The sequence below is a fragment of the Caldimonas brevitalea genome, assembly GCF_001017435.1.
GTDB classification, from domain to species: Bacteria; Pseudomonadota; Gammaproteobacteria; order Burkholderiales; family Burkholderiaceae_C; genus Caldimonas; species Caldimonas brevitalea.
On record NZ_CP011371.1, the window covers coordinates 4,562,802 to 4,587,698 of the forward strand.

Genomic DNA, 24,897 nt, shown 5'->3' on the forward strand with positions numbered 1-24,897 from the left:
CCAGAACCGGTCCGGTTTGATCAGCTCCTCACCAGGCGCAGGCGCGGGCGACCGGTAACTGCTGCAGCACCTGTTGGCAAAGCGCGCGCCTGAGCTTGCGACAAATCTTCATTGACGGGAACAAATTGTGCAGTTTGCCGCAATAAATGCTGAAATTCGCCGGCGAGTTGCGGGTGCTCCAGGGCCTGCACGAGGTTCGCTTCCAGCCAACGTAATGGCGAGGCGCAATCGAAGCAGCGGCCCGAATAGCGATAGCTAAAAGCCGGCTCGGTGCGCAGCACTGCCTCGATCACGTCACGCAAGTCGCCGGTGTGCGGGCTCTGCGCGTCGGCCATCTGCTCGAGGTTGTCGAACACGGCCCTGGTGAGGATGCAGCGACCCACCGGCGACCACAGCCGGGCGTCGGCTGGCGGGCGGTGATCCAGCGAGGTCGCGACGCGGCGTATCGACGCCAGGCGCAGATCGCCAGCGGCCGTTTCCAACAGCCCCTCGCTGCCCATCGTCATTTGCGGTGTCGCCGGTTCGACGGCAAAGATGGAGCCGGGCGTTCGCTGAAACTGTGCCACGAGCTGCGCCAACACCGTCGGCCGCGCCTCGGTCACCTGACCGGGCAGCAGCACGGCGCAAGCCTCGTCGTCCAGCAGGTGACGCGCCGCCAGCAACGCCTGCCCGACGCCTTGCGCCGCGTTGTGCCGCACGAAATGGGCGCGCACACCGCGCGGCAGCATGTCCACCTCGAGGTCGAGTTGTTCGTCCAGCGCTCGTTTGCCGCGGTCCACGATGAAGACCAATTCCTCGATGCCGGCGCTCAAGGCCTCCGTCACCGCATAGTGAATCAGCGGTCGGTCGACCACCGGCAGCATCTCGATCGGCAACGCGTGTAACGCCGGCCAAGCGTTCGTCCCCTGCGCCATGACCGGAATGGCGGCCCGTCGCAGGCGCAGGTCCTGTGCAGGCGCCGGGCCGTCAGGTGCGGCACGCGATGCGCCGAAGGCGCGCCGCAAGCGGGCCAGCAGCTTCATTTCGGGCTCTGCAGGTTGCGCCGGTAAACCTTGTCGGTCACCGGGCCGCGATCGGTGTCGACCAGTCCGCGCTCGAGGTCGTTATGGGCCTGCTGCATCATGTCGCGCTGCTCGGGCTGCTGCTCATCTTGGCTGTCGGCCGATTCATCGCGCTCATGGGGAAGCCGGGGCTGCCGGTGGTGAGCCTGGTTGGCCGTGGTATCGCCGGTGCGCACACGCGCCGGTTCGCCAGGGCTCTGGCCGGGAGGCAAAGAGGTGGGCATACGCTACTCCAGGAAGAGATGTTGCCAGTCAGGCAAGGCCCGTGCCGTTGCAGCCCGGCTCCTGCCGGGACGCGCCCGACGGCACCGAAACGGGGAACAGCAATTGCTGAAGCGTGCTGGACCGGGGCCGACGCCGGCTCACAAGGAGTGCCCATGACAACACGCAACTCGAGCACACGAGCCGACGTCTTCGACCTGCTGAAAGACGACCACAAGCGGATCAAGAAGGCCTTTCGAGACTACGCGAAGCTCGACCCGGACACCGACCACGAAGCGCGCCGACAGTACGTCGAGCAAGTGTGTGCGCACCTCGAGCGGCACGCGACGCTGGAGGAAACGCTGTTCTATCCCGCTGCACGGACGGCGCTGGACGACCAAGGGCTGGTCGAGGAAGCCGAGGTAGAGCACGACGCTGCGAAGGCGCTGATCCTGCAAGTGCGCGCCACCCCACCCGACCACCCCCGGTTTGCCGCCCTCTTCACGGTGCTTGGTGAATATGTGAAGCACCACGTGAAGGAAGAAGAGAACGATCTGTTCAAGCAGATCAGCCGCGCCGACATCCAATGGGGCGAGCTGTTGGCCGACATGAAGGCCCGCCGCGCCGAACTGGAGCGCGAGGGGGAGGCGACCCCGAGCGCGCACACCGATCACGACCTCGATCAAGACGGGCACGGGGCCCGCGGTGCCGGCACCCCGCTGCCGCCCCCGCGCGGCACGCGCTCCTCACAGCAGCACAAGGTCATCCGCTGAAGCGCGACCGGCCCGCTGCCCCCATGCCGCGCCGGCTCGTGCTTGCGTCCGCCGTCCGCCAAGCCCTTCCGGGCGCTCGCGGCGGCCCGCTGCCTTCCCGGCCTACCGAACCTCGAGCAGACCGCGCGCAGGAGCCGGCGCCACCGGCTTCGGTGGCGCGCCACGCCGCGCTTCGCCGCCCTGCCGGCTCGGGCTCGAACCACTTTTTGTGGGCCGCGCCGTCGCCACGGCGCCTCGCATCACGCCATCAGGAGCATCCATGACCGGGCGACACCTGCTCGTCTTCTCGCATTTGCGCTGGGACTTCGTGTACCAGCGGCCACAACACCTGCTGTCGAGGCTGGCCCGGCACTATCCGGTGCTGTTCGTCGAAGAGCCCGTGTACGACGTCACCGCGCCCGCCCACCTGGAAGTGGCGCAACCGTGCGAGGGTGTGGTGCTGCTGCGGCCGCACACGCCCGTGGCTGCCGGGGGCTTTCACGACGACCAGCTGTCGGTGCTGGCGCCGTTGTTGCAACACCACCTGGCCGAGCACGCCGTCGACGACCTGATCGCGTGGTTCTACACGCCGATGGCCTTGCCACTGATCACTGGCTTGGCTGTGCATGCCGTGGTCTACGACTGCATGGACGAACTGGCGGCCTTCAAAGGCGCGCCCAAACAGATGCGCCAGCGCGAGTCGGCGCTGTTGAAGCAGGCCGACCTGGTGTTGACCGGCGGACCCAGCCTGTACGAAGCCAAGCGGGCGCTCAATCCCCATGTCCACTGTCTGCCGAGCGCCGTCGACGCGCCGCACTTTGCCCCCCGCCGCGCGGCCTTGTCGGACGCCGCCCACCGCGCCCAGCGCCACCTGCCGCCGCCCCGGCTGGGCTATTACGGCGTGATCGACGAACGGCTCGACCTGCCGCTGGTCACCGCGCTGGCGGACGCCGACCCGCGCTGGCAGGTGGTCATGGCCGGGCCGGTGGTGAAGATCGACCCCGCCGCACTGCCGCAGCGCCCCAACCTACACTGGCTGGGACGCCAGGCCTACGAGGACCTGCCGGCCCTGGTGGCGGGCTGGGACGTGTGTTTGCTGCCATTCGCGCTGAACCAGGCGACACGCTATATCAGCCCGACCAAGACGCTGGAATACATGGCAGCGGAAAAGCCCGTGGTGTCGACCGCGATCCAGGACGTGATCGGCATGTACGGACACGCCGTGCAGATCGGTCACGACCGCCAGGCCTTCATCGCAGCCTGCGCCGCAGCGCTGGACGAAACGCCGTCGCAGCGCACCGAGCGCATTGCGCAGATGTGGGGCTGCGTGATGCGCATGTCCTGGGACGACACGGCTGCCACGGTGCTGCAGTTGCTCGACGACGCGGTCGGTGCTCGCCGGGGCCGAGTCGAGCCATCGGCTGCACCCGACGAGCAACAACCCCTCGACGTGCCGCTCGACGCGGCCGCGGCCGTGGCCCTGCCCGTGCCCACCGCCCTCGCCGCCCAGCCCGCGGTCGACGCGCAACCGGTGCTGCCCGCCGTGGCGGGGGCGAGATGACACGATGATCATCGATGCGCATGTGCACTGCACCGGGCGCGAGCGCGTCGACGACGTGCTGCGTTCCCTGGACGAGGCCCAGATCGACATGGCGGTGCTGCTGGCGCCGTTCTTGAGCGACGGCTACCGCCTGGACGACCCCGTCTCGCTGCGCCACGGCAATGCCCGGCTGGCCCAACTGGTGAAGGGGCACGAAGACCGCCTGGTCGGCTTTGCGGTCGTCGACCCGCGCCGTCCGGACGCGCCCGACGACTTGCAGCGCGCCGTCGACCAGGGGTTGCGCGGCGTCAAGATGGTCCCCAGCGGCTGGTATCCCTACGATGCGGACGTGCAGCCCCTGTTCGCCAAGGCGCATGCGCTCAAGCTGCCACTGCTGTTCCACAGCGGCATCTTCATCGACGGCCGCTCCGGCCGCTTCTGCCGCCCGACCTTTTTCGAGGCGTTGCGGGACTACCCCGGGTTGAAGGTGGCCCTGGCCCACCTCGGCTGGCCCTGGACCGACGAAGCGATTGCCGTCGGCCTGATCGAACGCATCCACGGCATCGCCCCGGACAACGTGATGTTCCGTTTCGACATTTCCTTCGGACCGCCGCCGGCCTACCGAAAAGAGGTGTTGGCCAAGGCGCTGAGCGTGCTCGGGCCCGAGTTGTTGCAGTTCGGCAGCGACTGTTTCCTGCCCTGCCCTGGCCCGCGGATCGCCGAGCGGCGCGGCTGGGTGGCCGACTTGCTCGACCAACTCGAGGTCGACGCGCCGGCACGCGAGCGGATCTGGAGTGGCACGGCCGCTGCCTGGCTGGGGCTGGATGTCGAAGCCGCGCGAGCCGACGCTGCCCGGCGCGCCGAGCAGCGGCCCGCGCAGGCCGCATGGCCACCACGCCGGGCCGGCGGCCTGTTCAGCTCTCTACTCGGTGGGGACGGAGATCGCGGCAGCGGCTTCTCCCCGGTGTGCTGCTAACCCGAACAATAGCCATGGCCTCCGTGCAAAACCCCCAGCGAACCCACGTCCTCCAGATCGTAGGCAACGCCATCGTCGGCGGCATGGAAACCTATGTGTTCCGCCTGATCGAACGGCTGCCGCCCGAGCGTTTCCGTGTCACCGTCCTGTGCCCTTGGGAGAGCCAGGTGAGCGAACAGCTGCGCCAGCTGGGCGTCGAAGTGCTGGTGGTGCCGATGCCAGACGACCCGCCCTGGGCCTCGATCCAGACGACCAGCGCCATCATCAAAAGCCATGCGGTGGACGTGCTCCACGCCCACCTGCCCAACGCCCACCTGCTGGGCGCGCTGGCCGGCCGGCTCACCCAGACGCCGGTGCTGACCACCATCCACAGCCGGCAGTTGGCCATCTGCGATGTGGAAGCGCATCGGCTCGCGGGCACCCACCTCAGCGTGATCTGCCAGTACACCTACTTCCAGGCGCTCACGCTGGGCGTCACCGCTGCCCAGCTGCACGTCATCCCCAACGGTGTGGACACCGACATCTTCAAGCCGGCCAAGGTGCGCGAAGGGCCGCTGCGTTGCCGCCTCGGCATCGCGGCCGAAACGCCGCTGGTGGGCTTCATCGGCCGGCTCTCGTGGGAGAAAGGCCCGGAAAGTTTTCTGCGTGCCGCGCTGATCGCCCATCACCAGCGCCCCGATCTGCACTTCGTGCTGGTCGGTGATGGGCCGATGCAATCGCAATGTCGCACCTTCATCGAGAACTTCGGCATGGGCGCGTACGCACACCTCGCCGGCTTGCAGGTCGACATGCCGGCCGTCTACCCCGAACTCGACCTGGTCGTCTCGACGTCGCACTCCGAGGCGATGCCGCTGGCCCTGATGGAAGCGATGGCCTGCGGCCTGCCTATCGTGGCGACCCGGGTCGGCGGTGTGCCGGAGATGGTTCAGCATGGTTTGACCGGGGCGCTGCACAACCCGGGTGACTTCGACGGCATCGGCGCACAGATCGCCCGCCTGTTGAATCAGCCCGACACGCTCGCCGCCATGGGCCAGCGCGCCCGCCAACGTGCCGAATCGCAGTTCTCGCTCGCCGACTCGGTGGCGCGCACCGGTGAGTTGCTGGCGCGTCTCGCCCAGTCGCGCGAGGACCGCCGCCGCATCGCCGCCGTGCCGCTCGACGCACCACCGACCGGCCGCGCCGTCGCCGCCTCTCCGGCGGCACTCGGCGCTGCTGCGGGCAGCGCGGCCACCGGCAGCGGCGGACGCAGCACCGGCAGCCGCTCGGCGACCAAGCAGGCGCGGGCTTGAGCCCCGCCCGGCCGCCCGAAGGGGCTCGTGCCGTAGTGCGAAGCACGGAGGTTACCAATGAGCCCCGCCCGGCCGCCCGAAGGGGCTCGTGCCGTAGTGCGAAGCACGGAGGTTACCAATGAGCCCCGCCCGGCCGCCCGAAGGGGCTCATACCGCAGTGCGAAGCACGGAGGTTACCAATCAGCCTCGCCTCGCCCGGCGGTCCGATCAAGCCCCTGGGGCCGGGCGGGCACGTCGGTTGCGTACCGCCTAGAGCTGGCGGCACTCCGCCACAACGCGTGATCAACAACCAAAGGAGTGAATATGAAGAAGCTTGTCCTCGCAGCGATGATGGCTGCCACAGGTATCCTGGCCACGACCGGCTGCGCCGTCTCCGACGGACAGACCAGCGTCGGCCAGTATGTGGACGACGCGACCATCGCCACCCGTGTGAAGACCCGCTTCGCCCAGGACGACACGGTCAGCGCGATGCGCATCGAGGTCGAGGCGCTGCAGGGCACCGTCCAGCTGTCGGGATTTGCCACCAGCGAAGCCGAGAAGTCACGCGCCGCCGAACTGGCGCGCAGCGTGGCTGACGTGAAGAGCGTGCGCAACGACATCATCGTCCGGGCGCCCGCCAAGTAAACGCGCGGGGCCGAGCGGTGTCGCTATGTAAATCCCACAGCAAATCCGACCGGCCCCCCACCTACCCCCTACCCTCGCATGCCCCACGTCCTCATTGTTGACGACTCCCCCGACGAACTCGGGTGGATGAGCGAGGTTGTACAGGCGCAGGGATGCACTGTGGCGACCGCAGATTCTCTGCGTGCGGCCCGTGTGCAGCTGGTGCGCCAACAGCCCGAAGTGCTGCTGACCGACATCCAGCTGCCCGACGGCAACGGCTTGCAACTGGTGCACGACCTCGAGGCGCCGGCACAAACCGAGGTGGTCGCGATCACGGGGCATGCGTCGGTCGACAGCGTCGTCGAGGCGCTGCGCCTGGGCGCCACGGACTATCTCGTCAAGCCCGTCGACATCGAGCGCTTGCGAGCCATTCTGAAACGCCAGCCCGAAGCCGCCGAACTGCGCCACGAGATCGGTGAGTTGCGCGGAGAGCTGCGCAAGGCGGGCCGGTTCGGGGCCTTGTTGGGTGGATCGCCGGCGATGCAGTCGCTCTACGACAAGCTGGCGCGCGTGGCACCGACCTCGGCCACCGTGCTGCTGATCGGTGAAAGCGGCACCGGCAAGGAATTGGCCGCACGCACCATCCACGACCTCAGCCGACGCCGCAAGCTGCCCTTCCTCGCCGTCAACTGCGGTGCAATCTCTCCGCAGTTGATCGAGAGCGAACTGTTCGGTCACGAGAAGGGCAGTTTCACCGGCGCCGACCGGCAGCACGTGGGCTTTTTCGAGCGCGCCAACGGCGGCACGCTGCTGCTCGACGAGGTCACCGAAATGCCGCTCGAACTGCAGGTGAAGCTGCTGCGGGTGCTGGAGACGGGCAGCTTCGTCCGCGTCGGCACCACCCAGCCCATCTCGACCGACGTGCGCATGGTGGCGGCCACCAACCGGCTGCCCGAAAAGGCCGTCGCGGAAGGCCGCTTTCGGGAAGATCTGTACCACCGCCTGAACGTCTTTCCGGTGCACCTGCCGCCGCTGCGAGAACGCGGCAACGACATCGAGATGCTGGCGCAGTATTTCCTCGACGAACTGAACCGTCAGGAGGGCACGCACAAGACCTTCTCCCCGCAGGCGATCGCGAAGCTGTACGAGCGCAGCTGGAGCGGCAACGTGCGCGAGTTGAAGAACTATGTGCAGCGCGCCTTCATCCTGTCCGACGATGTGGTGGAGGCGGCCGAGAGCACCGAAACCCAGCCTGAGGAAGGCCCGTCCGACGTCATCAGCATCCGCATCGGCACGCCGCTCGACGAGGTGGAGCGCCGCGTCACGATGGCGACGCTGGAGCGGTGCGGCCAGGTCAAGCGCAAGACCGCGGAGGTGCTGGGCATCAGCCTCAAGACGCTCTACAACCGTCTGGAGGTCTATTCGATGAAAGACCAGGCGCGCGACGGCGGCGACGTGCGCCGCCAGGCCGGCAAGGACCGGCCGACGGACAACTCCACCAGCCCGCCGAAACACTGACCGGAGCCTGTCCAGACGACGCGTGGTGGCGTGCCGCGGTCACGCACGTCCGCCTGGGGCCGGCATCCCTTGCGGCGTGTTGTCGTCCCGCGCGCCGTCGACGGTCCAGGCCAGCGCCGCGCCCAGCAACAGGATCTGCGAGGCGTAGTAGACCCACAGCATCACGACCACGAACGAGCCGGCGGCGCCGTACCCCGACGAGACGCTGGCGCGGCCGAGATAAAGGCCGATCAGATGCTTGCCGAAGGCAAACAGCACCGCGCTGACGACCGAGCCGACCAACACCGAGTGCCACCCGGGCGGCTCGTCCGGCAGCCAGCGCAGCAGCGCCGCGAAGGCGAACGACAACACCAGCGTCGACACCACCAGATCGAGGGCCGCAATGAGCGCCTCGGCCGGTGGATACAGGCGTGACAGGTAGGCGCCCAGGGCTGCGAGGGCGGCACTGAACACCAGCGAAACGATGGACAAAAAACCGAAACCCAGGACCAGGGCGAACGCCACCAGACGCGCACGCACGAAGGCGCCGATCCCCGACGGGGTTTCCTTCAGCCGGCCGAGCCGGTTGAGTGCATTGCGCAACGCGACGAACACGCCGCTCGCCCCGACCAGCAGCGCAATCACCCCGAGGGTGCCGGCGAGGCCGCTGCGGTCACTGCGCCACGACGACTCGATCATCGCCTCGATGCTCTGTGCCGCGGTGCGCCCGACCAGGCCTTCGATCTCCTGCACGATCTGCCCGCGTGCCGCCTCGGCACCGAACACCGCGCCGGCGATCGTGATCACCAGCACCAGCAGCGGCGCGATCGCGAACATCGAATAGAACGCGATCGACGCCCCCAGCTGCGGCCCCTGCTCGTCGAGCCAGGCATTGACGGCGGTGAACGTCAGGGAAGTGGGTCGGCGCAGCCGCCGGGGCACCAGGCTCCAGGCGCGCTGCTGCAGCGCTTGCGCATCCATGATGTGGCAAGCCAGGCAGGCGCCATGCCCGACGCCGGCGCGCGCCCTCCCATCGGGTTAACAGGCCCTAGTGCGCCTTGTCCCAGTTGGGCCCGACGCCCACCTCGGCCAGCAGCGGCACCCTCAGCTGCGCGACCCCGGCCATCGCCCGCGGCACCTCGGTGCGCACCCACTCCAGCTCCGACTCCGGCACCTCGAACACCAGTTCGTCGTGCACCTGCAGCACCATCTTGGTCGCCTTGCCGGCAGCGTCGAGTTCGCGTTGCACGGCCAGCATCGACAGCTTGATGAGGTCGGCCGCGGTGCCTTGCATCGGCGCGTTGATGGCCGCCCGTTCCGCCGCGCTGCGGCGCGGACCGTTCGGGCTGTTGATCTCGGGCAACCACAGGCGGCGCCCGAACACGGTCTCGACGTAGCCCTTGTCCTTGGCCGACGCCCGCGTTTCGTCCATGTAGCGCTTCACTTGTGGGTAGCGCTGGAAGTAGCGGTCGATGTAGTCGCGCGCCGCCTTCTGCTCGATGCCGAGGTTGGCCGCGAGGCCGAACGAACTCATGCCGTAGATCAAACCGAAGTTGATCACCTTGGCATAGCGGCGCTGCTCGCTGCTGACCTGCTCGGGCGGCAGGCCGAAGATCTCGGCCGCGGTGGCACGGTGCACGTCGAGGCCTTCGGTGAAGGCGCGCATCAGCGAGACGTCTTCGGCGATGTGCGCCATGATGCGCAACTCGATCTGCGAATAGTCGGCCGACACGATCACATGGCCGGGCGGCGCGACGAAGGCCTCGCGGATGCGCCGGCCTTCCGGGGTGCGGATCGGAATGTTCTGGAGGTTGGGCTCGTTGCTCGACAGCCGGCCCGTCACCGCCACCGCCTGCGCATAGTTGGTGTGCACGCGCCCGGTGGCCGGGTTGATCATCTGCGGCAGCTTGTCGGTGTAGGTGCCTTTCAGCTTCGACAGGCTGCGGTGCTCGAGGATCTTGGCCGGCAACGGATAGTCCTCGGCCAGCTTCTCGAGCACCTCCTCGTCGGTGGACGGCGCGCCGCTCGCCGTCTTCTTCACCACCGGCAGCTGCAACTTGCCGAACAGGATCTCGCCGATCTGCTTGGGGCTGCCGAGGTTGAACGGCTGGCCCGCCAGTTCGTGCGCTTCGCCTTCCAGCGCGACGATGCGCTGCGCCAGCTCCTGGCTCTGGCGGGCCAGCAGGTCGGCGTCGATCAGCACGCCGTTGCGCTCGATGCGCTGCAGCAGCGCCGACACCGGCATCTCGATCTCTTCATAGACCCGCCGCAGCCCGGCCTCGGCCTCCAGCCGGGGCCACAGGGTTTCGTGCACGTGCAGCGCCATTTCGCTGTCCTCGCACGAGTATTCGGTGGCCCTGGCCACTTCCACCTGGGCAAACGGAATCTGGCTCGCACCCTTGCCGCAGACGTCCTCGTAGGACAGGCCCTTGCGGTCGAGGTGACGCTCGCCCAGGCTTTCCAGGCTGTGCGGCTTGTGCGCCTCCAGCACATAGCTTTCGAGCATCGTGTCGTGCCGGTAACCGCGCACCTCGACGCCGTGGTTGGCGAACACGTGCAGGTCGTACTTCACGTGCTGGCCCAGCTTCGGCCGGCTGGCGTCCTCGAGCCAGGGCCGCAACCGTTGCAACACCTCCTCGAGCGGCAGTTGCGCCGGCGCGTCGGCATAACTGTGGCCCACCGGCACATAGGCGGCCTCGCCCGGCGTCACGCTGAACGAGATGCCGATCAGGCGCGCGCGCATCGGGTCCAGCGAGTCGGTTTCGGTGTCGAGCGCGGCCAGGGGCGCCGCCTGCAGCCGCTCGATCCAGGCCTGCAGCGTCTCGATGTCGAGCACGGTCTCGTAGCGCTTGTCGCGCACCGCGCGCGCCGGCGGGGCCGCCGTGACGCCGAACAGATCGCCGGTCTGGCCCGGCGGCAGGGGCGCCTGGTTGCCCACCGCGGCACTCCGGCCCAGCTGATCTTCCAGCTCCTTGCGCCAGGTCTTGAAGCCGTAGCGCGTGAAAAAGGCGAGCAGTCCCTCGCGGTCGACCTCGCGCAAGGCCAGCGCCTCGAACTCCGGCCAGTCGGTGACATGCCCGGTGAGGTCGCAGTCGGTCACCACCGTGACCAGGCGCCGGCCCTGCGGCAACCATTCGAGCGCCTTGCGCAGGTTGTCGCCGGCCACCCCCTTGATCTTGTCGGCCGCGGCCATCACGCCGTCGAGCGAACCATGCTCGAGGATCCATTTGGCGGCTGTTTTCGGCCCCACCTTCTCGACACCCGGCACGTTGTCGACGGTGTCGCCGACGAGCGTGAGGTAATCGACGATACGCTCCGGCGGCACGCCGAACTTGGCGCTCACACCGGCCACGTCGAGCGTCTCGTTGCTCATCGTGTTGATCAGCGTGACGTTCTCGTTGACGAGCTGGGCCATGTCTTTGTCGCCGGTCGAGATGATGACGCGGCGCCCGTGGCGGCAAGCCTCTGCGGCCAGGGTGCCGATGACGTCGTCGGCCTCCACCCCGGGCACTTCGAGCACCGGCCACCCCAGCAGCTTGACCACCGCATGGATGGGCTCGATCTGCGCCGCGAGCGCGTCGGGCATCGGCGGGCGGTGAGCCTTGTACTCCGCATACCACTGGTTGCGAAAGGTGTCGCCCTTGGCGTCGAAGACGCAGGCCGCGTGGCGCGCCGGGAACTGCTCGCGCAGCCGCCGCAACATGTTGATCATCCCGTAGATCGCCCCGGTGGGCTCGTCCTGGGCATTGCGCAGATCGGGCATCGCATGGAAGGCCCGGTAAAGGTAGCTGGAGCCGTCGACCAGCAGCAGGGTGTTCTCGCTCATCGCGGCATTTTCCCGCAAGCCCTCGCCGGCCATAAAATCGGCCGCATGAAACCCACCGCCTGCCGCCTGGCCCCCCTCGCCGTCCTGCTCGCCGCCGTCGTGACGTCCCCCGCCTCGGCCCAGACCACGGCCGCGCCGGCGGGCGGTGAGCCGGCGGTGCAGCGCACCCGCATTGAAGACGACAACGCCCGCATCGACGAGTTGCGCGTTCGCGGCCAAAACCAAAGCATCAAGGTGCAGCCCAAGAAAGGCGGCGCCGCCTACGAAGTGCTGCCGGCCGACGGCAGCCGCGATCTGTCCGGCGACGGTACGCGTGGCGCGGCCGGCCAGCGCGTCTGGCACCTGCTGTCGTTTTGACCTCCGCGTTCCGGATCTGTTTTTTCTTCTTCTGTAGTCTTAGCTCGCGTGCACGGCACGCCGACCCGTCATGGCCGTCTTCACGCCCGTTTCCCTCGACGCCGCCGCCGCGCTCGCCGCCCGCCTGAACCTCGGCGCCGTCACCGAGCTGAAGGAAATCAGCTCCGGCATCGAAAACACCAACTATTTCATCACCACCGAACGCGGCGAGTATGTGTTGACGCTGTTCGAACGCCTGACCTTCGAACAACTGCCGTTTTACCTTTACCTGATGAAGCACCTGGCGCAGCGCGGCATCCCGGTGCCCGAGCCGCAGGCCGACGCGGCCGGCGAGATCTTGCACAGCGTGGAAGGCAAGCCGACCGCGGTGGTCGACAAATTGACCGGCAGCCACCAGCTCGCCCCCAGCGCCCTGCACTGCGAGCAGGTCGGCGCGATGCTCGCCCGCCTGCACCTGGCGGCACGCGACTATCCGCGCAGCCAGCCCAATCTGCGCGGCCTGTCCTGGTGGTGCGAAACGGTGCCGGCGGTGCTGCCCCACCTCGACGCCGGGCAGCGTCAGTTGATCGAGGACGAGCTCGCCTTCCAGCAGGGCCTGGCCGCGTCGCCCGTATACGCCACGCTACCGCGCGGGCCGATCCATGCCGACCTGTTCCGCGACAACGTCATGTTCGACGGCGACCGCCTGACCGGCTTCTTCGATTTCTACTTCGCCGGCGTCGACACCTGGTTGTTCGACATTGCGGTGTGCCTGAACGACTGGTGTGTCGACCTCGACACCGGCCGTCTCGTCGAAGAACGTGCGTCTGCCTTCATGGCGGCGTACAACCGCGAGCGTGAGATCACGCACCACGAATCGCGCCTGCTGCCGGCCCTGATGCGCGCCGGTGCGCTGCGCTTCTGGATTTCGCGGCTGTGGGACTTGCACCTGCCGCGCGAGGCCCAGGTGCTCAAGCCTCACGATCCGACGCATTTCGAGCGCATCCTGCGCGAACGCATCACCAACCCCTGGCACTACGTGCCCGACGCCTGACCATGAAACTCCGTCTCGTGCGCGCCCGCCGGGGCACGCTGTGGGTGCAACAGGCGTTCCGCGTGTTCTTCCGCCAGCCGCTGGCCTTCACCGCCCTGCTGTTCGTGTTCCTGTTCGGCGCCTCCATGCTGAAGGTGGTGCCGATGGTCGGGGGCATCGTGATGTTGACGCTGCTGCCCGCGGTGACCCTGGGCTTCATGATCGCGACCCACGAGGCACGGGCCGAGCGATTTCCGATGCCCACCGTTTTCGTCGCACCGTTCCGCACCGACCGGGCCCGCGTGAAGGCGCTGCTGCAGATGGGCCTCGGTTATGCCGTCGCCGGACTGTTGGCGATGACGCTGGCCGACTGGGCCGATGGCAACGCGCCGTCGCTGCAAGATGCGATGCAGGCCGGGCAGGCGGGTGGCGCCGTGATGGACGACCCGCGGTTCCAGCGCAGCCTGTTGTTGCACCTGTTGCTCGGCGCGCCGGTGAGCCTGGTGTTCTGGCATGCGCCGGCACTGATCCACTGGAGCGGTGTCAGCGCTGGCAAGGCCGTCTTCTTCAGCGCGGTCGCGTGTTGGCGCAACAAGGGCGCCTTCATCGTCTACGCCCTCACCTGGGCGGGTGTGGTGGCGCTGTTCGGCGTGCTGTCGGCCCTGGTGTTCTCGCTGCTGTCGATGCCGCAGTTGATTCCGCTGGCGGCCTTCCCCGCTGGCTTGATGTTCACGACGGTGTTCTACATCTCGCTGTATTTCACGTTCGTCGACTGCTTCGAGGTCGAACTTCCCGACATGGCCGCACCCTGACGGCGACCCATCGCCGCACGCGCCCTGTCCCCATCTTCCCGCCGCCGCGGCATGCCGGCGGCCGGCCTGCCTTGTGTTGTTGAAAACACGGCGCCCCCGCCCCGCCGGGCCCGAACCGTGACCTACGACACAGCCGCCCGATGTATCGATCAGGCGCACCCGGACACATCTCAAAGCACCGCAAACATTTCTTAACATGGGCGAGTTGCCCCTTTCGGGCGACGGTCGGACAACTCTGAATAGAGAAGGACAAGAAATGCAGCGACATGCCCTGTGGGCCGCCATGCTGAGTGCAGGTCTCCTCGCCGCCTGTGGCGGCAGTGGTGGAGGGAGCAAGAACTCCGCGCCGAACGAAGGCGCAGCCAACGTCTCGATGAGCGGCACCGCCGCCAAGGGGCGCATGGCGAATGCCGTGGTCACCGCTCATGCGGTCAAGGCCGACGGCACGATCGACGCCGGCGCGCTGGCCTCGACGGTCACCGATGCCCAAGGCAACTACACGCTGCGCTTCAGCGCGCAGGCCTCGCAGCCCTATGTGATCAAGGTGTCGGCCAAGGCCGACGGCAGCACGACCCACCTCGACGAAGTGTCGGGCACCACCCAGACGCTGCCGGTCGGCTTCGAACTGCGTGCGCTGTTCGTGCCGGCGACGGGTGGCAATGTGACCACCAGCGCCAGCGTGACGCCGTTCAGTGAGCTGGCCGTTTCGGCGGCCGAGCGCTCCAGCGGCGGCCTGACCGAGGCCAACGTGGCGCAAGCCGTCTCCACGGTGACCCAACTGCTCGGCTTCGACCCGACCGGCGTCGCCGTCACCAGCACGACCGACGCCGCCGCGGACGTGAACCAGCAGAAGCTGGCCCTGCTGCTGACCGCTGTCTCCCAGCTGGCCAACAACGGCGCCCTCGGCTGCGACGCCGGTACGGCCGGCGCGAAGGTCGCTTGCGTGGTCGACAAGATGGCCGAGTCAGCCTCTAGCAGCTCGCTGAAGCTCGACGCTGGCGTCTCGTCCGCCTTGTCGACGGCCGTCAACACGGTGCTCAGCGACCCGGCCCTGCGCGGCAACGTCAACGGCGCGGCGCTCACCAGCATCGTGGCGAACCTCGATTGCGTCGGCGACGCCTGCAAGCCCGCGCCGGTGGGGACCACCCCTGAAGACAAGCCGGTGCCGACCGCCATCGCGGCGGCCAAGCTGATGTTCACCGACGTCCGCAGCGACTGGATTTCCGTGTTCGGCACCGGCGCCAAGCCCGGCGCCGTGCGCGGTGAAGCCAGCAAGTTCGAGCAGGCGATGAAGGGCGTCCAGGCCCCCGTCGAGATGCTGATGAAAGACTCCAGCGCGCTGCTGCTGGGCGTCGACCTGTACAACGACTACAAGGCCGGCCGCACCACGCTGACCACCGTGACCGGCGGGGCCAACCTGCTGGCAGGTGACACGTGGGCCTTCGAGCAGTTCAACAGCGTCGCGTGCACGCTGTATCAGGACGAAGCCGCCACGACCCAGGCGACGGCGATCGCCAACGCCAACTTCGTCGGCTGCAGCGCAACCTACTACGTCGCGGCCAACACGCCCAACCCCGGTGCCTTCACCACGTGGCGCCACGGCTTCACGATCAAGCCCACCGCGACCGCCGGCAGCTACGAGTACGCCACCCGCGCACGTCAGCGCACTGGTACCGCCAACGTGTCGCTGCAGCCGAACTTCTACACCGGCACCGTGTCGGTCCAGACGGACGAACAGGGCAGCATCAACGGCTTCCAGATCGCCGGACAACTGGCCGGTGCGTTCAAGTCGGGTGACATCGAGCTCGTCAACGAGTACCACGACTGGACCCTGAACGGCACCCGCCAAGGCGCGACCAGCACCGTGACCGGCTCAGTGGTGGCAAAGGACGCCGCCAACACGACGCTGGCGACGCTGGAGGTGAAATCCGCCTCGCTGACCGAGATCCAGGTGTCGCGTGACAGCTTCGGCAACATCGTCCACCCGGAGCACCCGAACGCCGTCGACACCGCCGGTGGGGAACTGTCGGAAGGCAGCGTGCACCTGCGTTGGACGATCCCGGGCGCCGATTTCGAAGGCAGCTTCGCACTGAGCGGTTCGCAGTGGGACAAGTCGCTGACGATGCACACGCCGACCAAGGCCGTGTTGAGCGGCTCGCTGCGCACGGTTGAGGGCGGCACCATCAGCGAGTTCCTGACGGGCAAGCTGACCGCCTCGGTGATCGGCTTCGACACCTATCGTCGCGACCTGCCGAGCTCGCCCGACAACTACTACAAGGCTGACCTGAGCTTTGTCGGCAAGGCCACCGCCCCCGGCCGTCCGCTGTTGGAGCTGACCATCGGCACCTCGCTGAAGAGCTACGAGGACGAAGTGTCGTCGGTGTCGCTGCAGTACCGCAGCCTGGTCAACGGCACCCCGCGACTCGTCGTCAGCGCCTCGGCCAGCCGTGACAGCAACGGCGTCGAGACCTTTACGCTGAGCGAAGCGACGTCCAACCTGTCGATGAAGGTCCAGGGCGAGGCCACCACGGCGACGCTGCTGCTCGGCGGCACCACCACGGTGGGCACGCTGGACGTCGACAAGGGTCTGATGACCTTTGCCGACGGCAGCTTCGTCTCGGTCGACATGGGCCTCTGATCGGCTCTCGACGTCAGGCCGCCGCATTCGGGGCGGCCTCACCCGAGGGGTCCGCGTGTCGGACCCCTCTTTTCCTTGTCTTCCCCCCATGAAGCCTGTCGACTCCCGGCCCTACGCGCCGCTCCACCGCCTCGGAGCCCTCGCCGCCCTGCTCGGCGCGCTCGGATCGGCCGTGGCCCAGACCGCGCCCCCGCCGGCCGCGCCGTGGCAATTGCAGCTGCGGACCGACCGGCACAGCGATTTCCTGACGCTCAAGCAACTCGACGACGAAGCGATCGAGCACCTGCACGCGCGCTCGGGACGCAACCTCGCCTACATCGACGACGAGGTGCGCATGAGCCATGCGAGAGGTCCATGGACCTGGAGCCTGCTCGCCCGCAGCACGGCGACGCTGGTCGTCAACCGTGACGCCATCGAACTGGTGCGCCATGCCACCACCGATCCCTCCGAAAGCGACCGGCAATGGCAGGTCGACGCGCGGCTGCGCGGCTTCACCGGCGGGGGGCTTGAAGTGCGCCGCAGCATGGTGCTGGGCGAGCGCTGGCAGGCCAGTGTCTCGGCGCAGGCTTTGACGATCGCACGTTGGCGCGACCGCAGCATCCAAGGCCAGGTGCAGTTCGATGCACAGGCCGACCGCTACGAGGTCGACGTCCGATCGACCGAGACCTACGACGGCCTCGAGTTTCCGTTCCAACAGGACTTCGCGTCGCGCGGGGCCGGCTTGCTGTTCGGCGCCGAGCTGGTCTGGCAGGCCCAGCCGTTCACCGTCGCCCTCAGCGCGCGCGACGCCGGGTGGCTGCGCTGGAATGGCATCCCCAAGCAGGAGATGGTGCTCTCGACCTCGACCGAGGGGCGCGATGCCGACGGCTTCGTCATCTACCGCCCGCTGATCCAGGGCCAGAACAGCCAGACGCGCCGCACCGAGCGGTGGCCGGTGCGGTGGGCGCTGAAGGGACGCTGGCAGGCGACGCCCCACGGCGCATTGGGCGTCTCGGTCGACACTTTGCCGGGCTTCGGTCTGCTGCCCGGTGTTTCCTGGCGGCAAAACTTCGGTGCCCTCGAAACCGGCCTCGGTTGGCGCTTCCACGAACGCCGTGCGGTCGCCTCGTTGGCATGGAAGGGCTTGCAGCTCCAGTTCGGCGCCGACCGGCTCGGCAGTGACGCCAGCTCGCGTATGGTGGGGTTGAGCTACGGCGCGGCCTTGTGACCGGGCGCTGAACGTCCCGATCGCCTGGGGGGTTACATCCGCGTGACTTTGTTGTACCCCGGATGCAAGCCCGCCGGCGTGCCGGCCCCCTGCCGTCGATAATCGCGCAGTCTTCAGATTCCTGATGGAGCCCTCATGCGCCCTGCCCCTTCCCCTCTGCTGCTGCGCCGCCTCGCCGGCCTGTGCGGTGCGGCCTTGCTCGCCACCGCACTCGGCGGTTGCGCGGTGGTCAGCGTCGCCGGAGCCGCGGCCGGCGCGGCCATCTCGGTGACGGGCGCGGTCGTCAGCACCGGCGTCAAGGTCACCGGCGCGGTGGTCGAAGCGGCCGTCTCGGACGACGAAGACGATTGAGGCTGGCGGCGGCGCTCCGCACCGCCGCTGCGCTCGCGCTCAGCGCGTCACCGAACGCTCGAGCCGCGCCCCCAGTGCTACCAGGCGCGGCCGCACTTCCTCCAGCAGGAAATCACGGCTCAGGTTGAACGCCGGGCCGCCACAGTTGATGGCCATCAGGCTGCGGCCCCCGTCCGGGCGGAAGGCGACGGCGATCGCATTGACGTCCTTCTGCCAGTCGCCGAACGAACAGCACACCCCCAGCTCCCGATACTGCGCGATCGCCGCCTCGATGCCTTCGTGTATGCGCGGCCAGGCCAGTTCGTCCAGTTCGCGGATGCGGTCCATCAGGTCGTTGCGTTCCGCCTCCGAACACATCGCCAGGTACGCTCGACCCATCGCGGTGGTCGCAAGCGGAATGCGCGACCCGACGTCGAGGCTGAGCGTCAACGCTGACTGGCTGCGACAGTTCTCGACGTAGATCATGCTGAGGCGGTCGCGCGAGCCGAGCGACACCATCGCCTGCGAGAAATCGGCCAGGTCCTGCATCAGGGGTCGGGCGATCTGACGCACATCCATACGCGCTAGCATCGCGCTGCCGAGCGACAAGGTGGCGCTGCCGAGCCGGTAGCGCCCCGACTCTTCAACGTAATCGAGGAAGCCGAGCTTGGTCAGCGTGTAGGTCAGGCGCGAGACGGTCGACTTGGGCAGGCCGCAGCGCCGCGCCAGCTCCTGGTTGCCCAGCATCTTGTCACTGGAGCGGAAGCAGCTCAGCACCTCCAGCCCGCGTGCGAGCGCGGTAACGAAGTGGCGGTCTTCCTTGACCTTGCCCTTGGGGGGCGCGCCGGCCATTTCATCATCGCCAGTCTCGGGCGACCCGATGGCGGAGTCGTCTTCCCGGCCGGGGCCCAGCGGGTCCGGTGCGGCGCTGTCACGTCCGATCAAAGAGCTGTGCATCTCATTCCCCTCTCGCTTGTTGTGCTGGCACCGCCGCCATCTCGCGCAGCTGGTTCTTGAACACCTTGCCGGTGGCCGATGCCGGCAGTTGCGGCATCACGACGATCTGCGACGGCACCTTGTAGGGCGACAACCGCTCGCGCAACCAGGCGTCGAGCACGCCGGTGTCGAGCGTGCGGCCCGGGACGGGCTCGACGAACGCCACCACTTCCTCGTTGCCCGGCACCGTGCGCCCCACCACGGCGGCCTGCACCACGTCCGGATGAGCGCACAGCACCTGTTCGACTTCGACCGGGTAGACGTTGAAGCCCGAGCGGATGATGAGTTCCTTCGAGCGGCCCACCACCTGCAAGGCACCGTCGGACTCGATCCGTGCCAGGTCGCCGGTGTTGAGCCAGCCTTCGGCGTCGATGGTCTCGCGCGTCAGTTCGGCGTTGCCGTAGTAGCCCTTCATCACGTTCGGGCCGCGCACCCACAGCTCGCCGGCCTGCCCCTCGGGCAGCGGCTCGCGGGTGCGCAGATCGACGATGCGCACCTCGATGCCGGGGATGGGGGGGCCGACCGAGCAATCGCGCCGCGGCGCGTTCAACCGTGTTTGCGCGATCGACGGTGACGCCTCGGTCATGCCATAGCCGTTTTGCAGCACGATGCCGAAGCAGCGTTCGAATTCGTCCTTCAGCGTCTGGTCGAGCGGCGCGCCGCCCGACTGCGCGATGCGCAAGGCCGGCGCCCGCAGGCTGTTGCCCGGCCGGCGCCCCCATTCGAGCAGCTTGGCGTACATCGCCGGCACACCATGCGCGACCGTGATGCCGCCCTCGGCGAAGGCGCGCGCCATGTGCTCGGGGTTGAAGCGCGGCACCAGCACCAGACAGCCGCCGGCATGCAAGGTCGCGAGCAGCACCGCGGTGAGCCCGTACACATGCGACAGCGGCAGCACGCCGTAGACCCGGTCACTCGACACCAGTTCGCGGGCGCGGCGGGCGTTTTCGGCGATGAACACCAGGTTGGCGTGGGTCAGCATGACCCCCTTCGGGCTGCCCGAGGTTCCCGAGGTGTAGATCAGCGTGGCCACCTGCTCGGTCGCCGCGCCGTACACGGGCTCGGGTTTTGCCGCTTCGTTGAGGGCCGACAGCGACAGCGGACCGACGCCCGGCCATTGTTCCGGCGTGGCTGCGAGCCGCTCGGCGTGTGCCCCCGCATCAGGCGACACACGTCCGAGGAAGACGACCCGGCGGGCCCCGGAGTGCGACATGAAGTTCTCGATCTCGCGCACCGACAGGCGGGCGTTGACCAGCGAGAACCACACATCGAGCGCACTGCTGGCAAGCGCCAACACCGCCGAGGCGACGGAGTTCTCGCCCACCACGAGCAAGCGGTCGCCGGCGCGCAGGCCCGCCGCCTGCAAGCGTTCTCGGGTCTGCTCCACGGCTTGCGCCAGCTGCCGGTAACTGAGCTGGGTGGTGTCGTCTTCGATCGCCGGGGCGTCGGGCGTGCCGGTCACCCAGCGGTCGATGACACGGTGCAGCCGGGTGGGCAGGTCGACGGGCGCCGGCGGGCAGGACGAGGAACCAGTGGAGGCGGAGGCAGAGGCAGGAGACGGAACTTCCATGACCGGGAGAGCGAGGGTTGTGCAGAGGGTGGCGGCGCGCGCCGAGCACGCTGATGCTGGCATGCAGAACGGTCAGCGTCAACCTGAAAAACGGAACTGGGTTCCCACACGCAGAACAGTAAGTGAAATCCCTGATGCTCCGGACGGGCCGTCGCAGGAGGCTAGGGTCCTTGCTGTTGACCGCCGGGCCGACTTCTTTCATGATCCGGCTCGCGCTGAATCAAAACGGAACGTAATTCCGCAATGCAGAACACTGACCTCGATCTATCCCTCCCCGCGGTCGACGCGGCGGGCCTGCGCCTGGCCGTTGTCGGCAGTGGTGTCATGGGCCGCGGCATCGCGCAGATCGCCGCGCTCGCCGGCCTCCACGTCACCCTGCACGACGCCAAACCGAATGCCGCCCAGGAGGCGGTGCGCGAACTCGGCACGACGCTGGACCGCCTGGTCGAAAAGGGCAAGCTGGGTGCCGATGCGGCCCAGGCGGCCGTCGCCCGCCTGCAGGTGGCCTCGGGCCTTGGCGACCTGGCCGGCTGCGACGTGGTGGTCGAAGCCATCGTCGAAGACCTGGGCATCAAGCGCGCGCTGTTCGCCGACCTGGAAGCCGTGGTCGGGCCACATTGCGTGCTGGCGACCAACACGTCGTCGCTGTCGGTCACGGCCATTGCCGCCGGCTTGAAGCGGCCGCAGCGCGTGGCCGGTTTCCACTTCTTCAACCCGGTGCCGTTGATGAAGATCGTCGAGGTCATCGACGGCTTGCTGACGGCGCCGCCCGTGTCGGACTTCCTGCTCGGCCTGGGCCGACGTTGCGGCCACACCGCGGTGCGGGCGAAAGACACACCGGGCTTCATCGTCAACCACGCAGGTCGCGGCTACGGCACCGAAGCGCTGCGCTTGCTCGCCGAGGGCGTGGCCGAGTTCCACCAGCTCGACCGCATCCTGCGCGACACAGCGGGCTTTCGTTTGGGCCCGTTCGAGTTGATGGACCTGACCGCGCTCGACGTCTCGCACCCGGTGATGGAGTCGATCTACCACCAGTACTACGAAGAGCCCCGCTTCCGTCCGCAGCCGCTGACGCGCCAGATGCTCAATGCCGGCGTGGTAGGTCGCAAGGTGGGGCGTGGCTTTTACCGCTACGACGGCGGGCAGCAGCAGCGTTTCGACGAGGCCCCGGCCCCGGCCGAACGGCCGTCTCGCGTGTGGATCAGTGCCCGCCGCCCCGAGGCGCGTGAACGCCTTGCCGCGCTGGTCGCCCAGCTGGGCGGCACGCTCGACGAGGCCGCGCGCCCCGCGCCCGACAGCCTGTGCATCGTCACACCGCTCGGGCACGACACGACCACCTGCGCCACCGCCGAAGGCCTGGACCCGCGCCGCACTGTCGCGGTCGACTGGTTGTTCGACCACAGCCGCCGCCGCGTCGTGATGACCACCCCGGTCACCTCGCCCGAGACGCGAGCGCAGGCCCGCGGGCTGTTCGGCGCCGATGGCGTGCCGGTGTCGGTGGTGCGCGACAGCGCCGGCGGTGTCGCGCCGCGGGTGCTGGCGACCATCATCAACATCGCTTGCGAGATTGCCCAGCAACGGATTGCCGCGCCGGCCGACATCGACCGCGCCGTCACGCTGGGCCTCGGCTATCCGTTCGGCCCGCTCGCCTGGGGCGACCGCCTCGGCCCCGCCACCGTGTTGAGCCTGCTCGACGAACTGCTCGCCAGCACCGGCGATCCCCGCTACCGCGCCAGCGGCTGGCTCAAGCGCCGCGCCCAGCTCGGCGTGTCCCTGCTCACCGACGAGGAATGACGACGATGTTGAATGCCTATCTCTACGACGGCCTGCGTTCGCCTTTCGGGCGCCACGGCGGTGCCCTGGCCGCGGTGCGGCCCGATGACCTGGTGGCCGAGGTGATGCGCGCCCTGGTGGCCCGCTCCCCCTGGCAGGCCGAGCAGATCGAGGACGTCATCCTCGGCAACACCACGCAAGCGGGTGAAGACTCGCGCAACATCGCCCGCAACGCCCTGCTGGCCGCCGGTTTCCCGGTCAGCGTGCCGGGGCAGACCGTCAACCGCCTCTGCGCCAGCGGGCTGGCGGCGGTGATCGACGCCGCACGCGCGATCACCTGCGGTGACGGCGACCTCTACCTGGCCGGTGGCGTCGAAAGCATGAGCCGCGCGCCCTTCGTCGTGGGCAAGAGCGAAAGCGCCTACAGCCGCGACTTCAAGGTGTTCGACACCACCATCGGCGCCCGCTTCCCCAACCCGAAGGTCACCGCGAAATACGGCGGCGACACGATGCCCGAGACCGGCGACAACGTGGCCAAGCAGTTCGGCATCACACGTGAGCAGGCCGACCGCTTCGCCGCGGCATCGCAAGCCAAGTTCGAACGCGCCCGTGCCGACGGCTTCTTCGCCGGCGAGATCCACACCATCGAGGTGCCGACCGGCCGCAAGACGCCGCCGATCGCGGTCAGCGAAGACGAGCATCCGCGTCCCGAATCGACCTACGAGACGCTGGCCAAGCTCAAGCCCCTGTTCGAAGGCGGTGTCGTCACGGCCGGCAATGCCTCGGGCATCAACGACGGTGCCGCAGCGCTGCTGGTCGGCAGCCTGGCGGCCGGCGAGAAGGCCGGCCGCAAGCCGATGGTGCGCATCCTGAGCGCCGCCGCCGCCGGTGTCGAGCCTCGCATCATGGGCGTCGGCCCGGTGCCGGCGATCCAGAAGGCACTGCAACGAGCGCAGCTGACCCTGGGCGACATGGACATCATCGAGATCAACGAAGCCTTCGCGAGCCAGGTGCTGGGTTGCTTGCACCTGCTCGAAGTGCCCTTCGACGATACACGCGTCAATCCCAACGGCGGCGCCATTGCGGTGGGCCATCCGCTCGGCGCATCGGGCGCCCGCCTGGCTCTCAGCACCGCGCGCGAGCTGCAGCGCCGCCAGGGCCGCTATGCCGTGGTCAGCCTGTGCATCGGCGTCGGCCAAGGCCTGGCGATGGTCATCGAGCGAGTTTGAGCAACACCGTTTTCATCCATTCCCCATGAATCTCGACTTCACGGCCGATGAGCAGGCCTTCCGCGAAGAAGTTCGCGCCTTCGTGCGCGACCAGCTGCCCGCGCCGATCCGCCACAAGGTGCTCAACGGCCTGCACCTCACCAAGCAAGACCATGTGACGTGGCAGCGCACGCTGCACGACCAAGGCTGGGGCGGCCCGAGCTGGCCCGAGCGCTTCGGCGGCACGGGCTGGGACCCGGTGCGCCAGTACATCTTCGAAGAGGAATGCGCCGCAGGTGGAGCGCCCCGGTTGATCCCCTTCGGGCTGAAGATGGTCGCGCCGGTCATCATGGCCTTCGGCAACGCGACGCAGCAACAGCGGTACCTGCCGAAGATCCTGGCAGCCGAAGAATGGTGGTGCCAGGGTTATTCGGAGCCGGGCGCGGGCTCCGACCTGGCCTCGCTGCGCACCCGCGCCGAGCGCATCGGCGACCGCTACATCGTCAACGGCCAGAAGACTTGGAACACGCTCGGCCAGCATGCCGACTGGATCTTCTGCCTGGTGCGCACCGACCTCGACGTGAAACCGCAGCGCGGCATCTCCTTCCTGTTGATCGACATGAGGACGCCGGGCATCACGGTGCGGCCCATCATCACGATGGACGGTGCCCACGAGGTCAACGAAGTCTGGTTCGAGAACGTCGAGGTGCCGGTCGAGAACCTGGTGGGTGAAGAGAACCAGGGCTGGACCTATGCGAAGTTCCTGCTCGGGCACGAGCGCACCAACATCGCCGGCATCGGCATCGCCAAGCGCGAACTGGCGCGGCTCAAGCGCATTGCGACGATCGAGCGCAAGCGCGGCCGCCCGCTGATCGACGACCCGCTGTTCGCCGCCAAGCTGGCCGAGGTCGAGATCGACCTGACGGCCCTGGAGCTGACCAATCTGCGCGTGCTGTCAGCCGAAGCCGAGAAACGCGCGCCGGGCCCCGAGGCCTCGATCCTGAAGATCAAGGGCACCGAGATCCAGCAGGCCATCACCGAGCTGCTGGTGCAGGCCGTGGGCCCCTATGCCCTGCCCTACCGCCGCGAAGCGCTGGAAGCCGGCTACCAGCAAGACCCGGTGGGCCCGGCCCATGCGGCCAGCCTGGCGGCCAACTACCTGAACATGCGCAAGCTGTCGATCTACGGCGGCTCCAACGAGATCCAGAAGAACATCATCTCCCAGCAGATGCTGGGACTGTGAGAGTGG

At 68.2% G+C, this 24,897-nt stretch carries 21 protein-coding genes; 15 read left to right on the forward strand and 6 right to left on the reverse strand.

All coding sequences use genetic code 11. From position 1 onward, the window contains the following. Positions 1–20 precede the first annotated feature (20 nt). Complete coding sequence (locus AAW51_RS19150; RefSeq protein ID WP_169788052.1) at positions 21–1,004, reverse strand: sugar phosphate nucleotidyltransferase; 984 nt, start codon at positions 1,002–1,004, stop codon at positions 21–23. 14 nt (positions 1,005–1,018) lie between these two features. Further along, positions 1,019–1,285, reverse strand: a complete 267-nt coding sequence (locus AAW51_RS30480; protein WP_053013747.1) for a hypothetical protein — start codon at positions 1,283–1,285, stop codon at positions 1,019–1,021. A gap of 153 nt (positions 1,286–1,438) precedes the next feature. Between AAW51_RS30480 and AAW51_RS30485 the strand changes: the two genes are divergently transcribed. From AAW51_RS30485 to AAW51_RS19185, 6 genes are all read left to right on the forward strand, one after another. Then, a complete protein-coding gene (locus tag AAW51_RS30485; protein WP_053013749.1) occupies positions 1,439–2,035 on the forward strand; it encodes a hemerythrin domain-containing protein in 597 nt (198 codons plus the stop codon). A gap of 259 nt (positions 2,036–2,294) precedes the next feature. After that, the gene (locus AAW51_RS19165; RefSeq protein WP_083438416.1) at positions 2,295–3,575 is read left to right on the forward strand and encodes a glycosyltransferase; all 1,281 of its coding nucleotides are present in this window, start codon (positions 2,295–2,297) and stop codon (positions 3,573–3,575) included. A gap of 4 nt (positions 3,576–3,579) precedes the next feature. Then, complete coding sequence (locus AAW51_RS28375) at positions 3,580–4,530, forward strand: amidohydrolase family protein (protein ID WP_053013751.1); 951 nt, start codon at positions 3,580–3,582, stop codon at positions 4,528–4,530. Between the two features lie 14 nt (positions 4,531–4,544). Continuing rightward, positions 4,545–5,819: a glycosyltransferase gene (locus AAW51_RS19175; RefSeq protein WP_047195888.1), complete on the forward strand. Its 1,275-nt coding sequence runs from the start codon at positions 4,545–4,547 to the stop codon at positions 5,817–5,819. Positions 5,820–6,122: 303 nt separating this feature from the next. Next, a complete protein-coding gene (locus AAW51_RS19180; RefSeq protein ID WP_047195889.1) occupies positions 6,123–6,443 on the forward strand; it encodes a BON domain-containing protein in 321 nt (106 codons plus the stop codon). 78 nt (positions 6,444–6,521) lie between these two features. Next, positions 6,522–7,940: a sigma-54-dependent transcriptional regulator gene (locus AAW51_RS19185; protein WP_083438418.1), complete on the forward strand. Its 1,419-nt coding sequence runs from the start codon at positions 6,522–6,524 to the stop codon at positions 7,938–7,940. A gap of 39 nt (positions 7,941–7,979) precedes the next feature. Here AAW51_RS19185 and AAW51_RS19190 read toward each other — a convergent pair whose 3' ends face one another. Both AAW51_RS19190 and polA read right to left on the reverse strand, forming a co-directional pair. After that, positions 7,980–8,900 (reverse strand): YihY/virulence factor BrkB family protein, encoded by a 921-nt coding sequence (locus tag AAW51_RS19190; RefSeq protein ID WP_053013752.1) that lies wholly within the window; start codon positions 8,898–8,900, stop codon positions 7,980–7,982. 67 nt (positions 8,901–8,967) lie between these two features. Further along, the gene (gene polA, locus AAW51_RS19195; RefSeq protein WP_047195890.1) at positions 8,968–11,745 is read right to left on the reverse strand and encodes a DNA polymerase I; all 2,778 of its coding nucleotides are present in this window, start codon (positions 11,743–11,745) and stop codon (positions 8,968–8,970) included. 45 nt (positions 11,746–11,790) lie between these two features. On the opposite strand from polA, the gene AAW51_RS19200 reads away from it, so the two are divergent. The 6 genes from AAW51_RS19200 to AAW51_RS19225 all read left to right on the forward strand — a co-directional run bounded on the left by AAW51_RS19200 (position 11,791) and on the right by AAW51_RS19225 (position 18,122). Continuing rightward, complete coding sequence (locus tag AAW51_RS19200) at positions 11,791–12,102, forward strand: DUF2782 domain-containing protein (RefSeq protein WP_083438419.1); 312 nt, start codon at positions 11,791–11,793, stop codon at positions 12,100–12,102. A 70-nt stretch (positions 12,103–12,172) separates the two neighbouring features. Continuing rightward, a complete protein-coding gene (locus AAW51_RS19205) occupies positions 12,173–13,135 on the forward strand; it encodes a homoserine kinase (RefSeq protein WP_047195891.1) in 963 nt (320 codons plus the stop codon). Between the two features lie 2 nt (positions 13,136–13,137). Beyond that, positions 13,138–13,926: a BPSS1780 family membrane protein gene (locus tag AAW51_RS19210; protein ID WP_047195892.1), complete on the forward strand. Its 789-nt coding sequence runs from the start codon at positions 13,138–13,140 to the stop codon at positions 13,924–13,926. 256 nt (positions 13,927–14,182) lie between these two features. Further along, a complete protein-coding gene (locus tag AAW51_RS19215; RefSeq protein WP_047195893.1) occupies positions 14,183–16,564 on the forward strand; it encodes a hypothetical protein in 2,382 nt (793 codons plus the stop codon). A gap of 88 nt (positions 16,565–16,652) precedes the next feature. Then, the gene (locus tag AAW51_RS19220) at positions 16,653–17,771 is read left to right on the forward strand and encodes a hypothetical protein (RefSeq protein WP_047195894.1); all 1,119 of its coding nucleotides are present in this window, start codon (positions 16,653–16,655) and stop codon (positions 17,769–17,771) included. A 135-nt stretch (positions 17,772–17,906) separates the two neighbouring features. Beyond that, complete coding sequence (locus AAW51_RS19225; RefSeq protein WP_047195895.1) at positions 17,907–18,122, forward strand: hypothetical protein; 216 nt, start codon at positions 17,907–17,909, stop codon at positions 18,120–18,122. 39 nt (positions 18,123–18,161) lie between these two features. Here AAW51_RS19225 and AAW51_RS19230 read toward each other — a convergent pair whose 3' ends face one another. Further along, positions 18,162–18,953 carry an IclR family transcriptional regulator gene (locus AAW51_RS19230; protein WP_047198045.1) on the reverse strand — a complete coding sequence of 264 codons (792 nt, stop codon included), beginning with the start codon at positions 18,951–18,953 and terminating at the stop codon, positions 18,162–18,164. Between the two features lie 106 nt (positions 18,954–19,059). Further along, positions 19,060–20,667 carry a class I adenylate-forming enzyme family protein gene (locus AAW51_RS19235; RefSeq protein WP_047195896.1) on the reverse strand — a complete coding sequence of 536 codons (1,608 nt, stop codon included), beginning with the start codon at positions 20,665–20,667 and terminating at the stop codon, positions 19,060–19,062. Positions 20,668–20,910: 243 nt separating this feature from the next. Between AAW51_RS19235 and AAW51_RS19240 the strand changes: the two genes are divergently transcribed. From AAW51_RS19240 to AAW51_RS19250, 3 genes are read left to right on the forward strand one after another with little or no spacing between them, the layout of a single operon-like run. Then, a complete protein-coding gene (locus AAW51_RS19240) occupies positions 20,911–22,461 on the forward strand; it encodes a 3-hydroxyacyl-CoA dehydrogenase (RefSeq protein ID WP_047195897.1) in 1,551 nt (516 codons plus the stop codon). A gap of 5 nt (positions 22,462–22,466) precedes the next feature. Continuing rightward, entirely contained in the window at positions 22,467–23,669 is a 1,203-nt protein-coding gene (locus tag AAW51_RS19245) for a 3-oxoadipyl-CoA thiolase (protein WP_047195898.1), read from the forward strand. A 25-nt stretch (positions 23,670–23,694) separates the two neighbouring features. Further along, the gene (locus tag AAW51_RS19250) at positions 23,695–24,891 is read left to right on the forward strand and encodes an acyl-CoA dehydrogenase family protein (RefSeq protein WP_047195899.1); all 1,197 of its coding nucleotides are present in this window, start codon (positions 23,695–23,697) and stop codon (positions 24,889–24,891) included. Positions 24,892–24,897 lie beyond the last annotated feature (6 nt).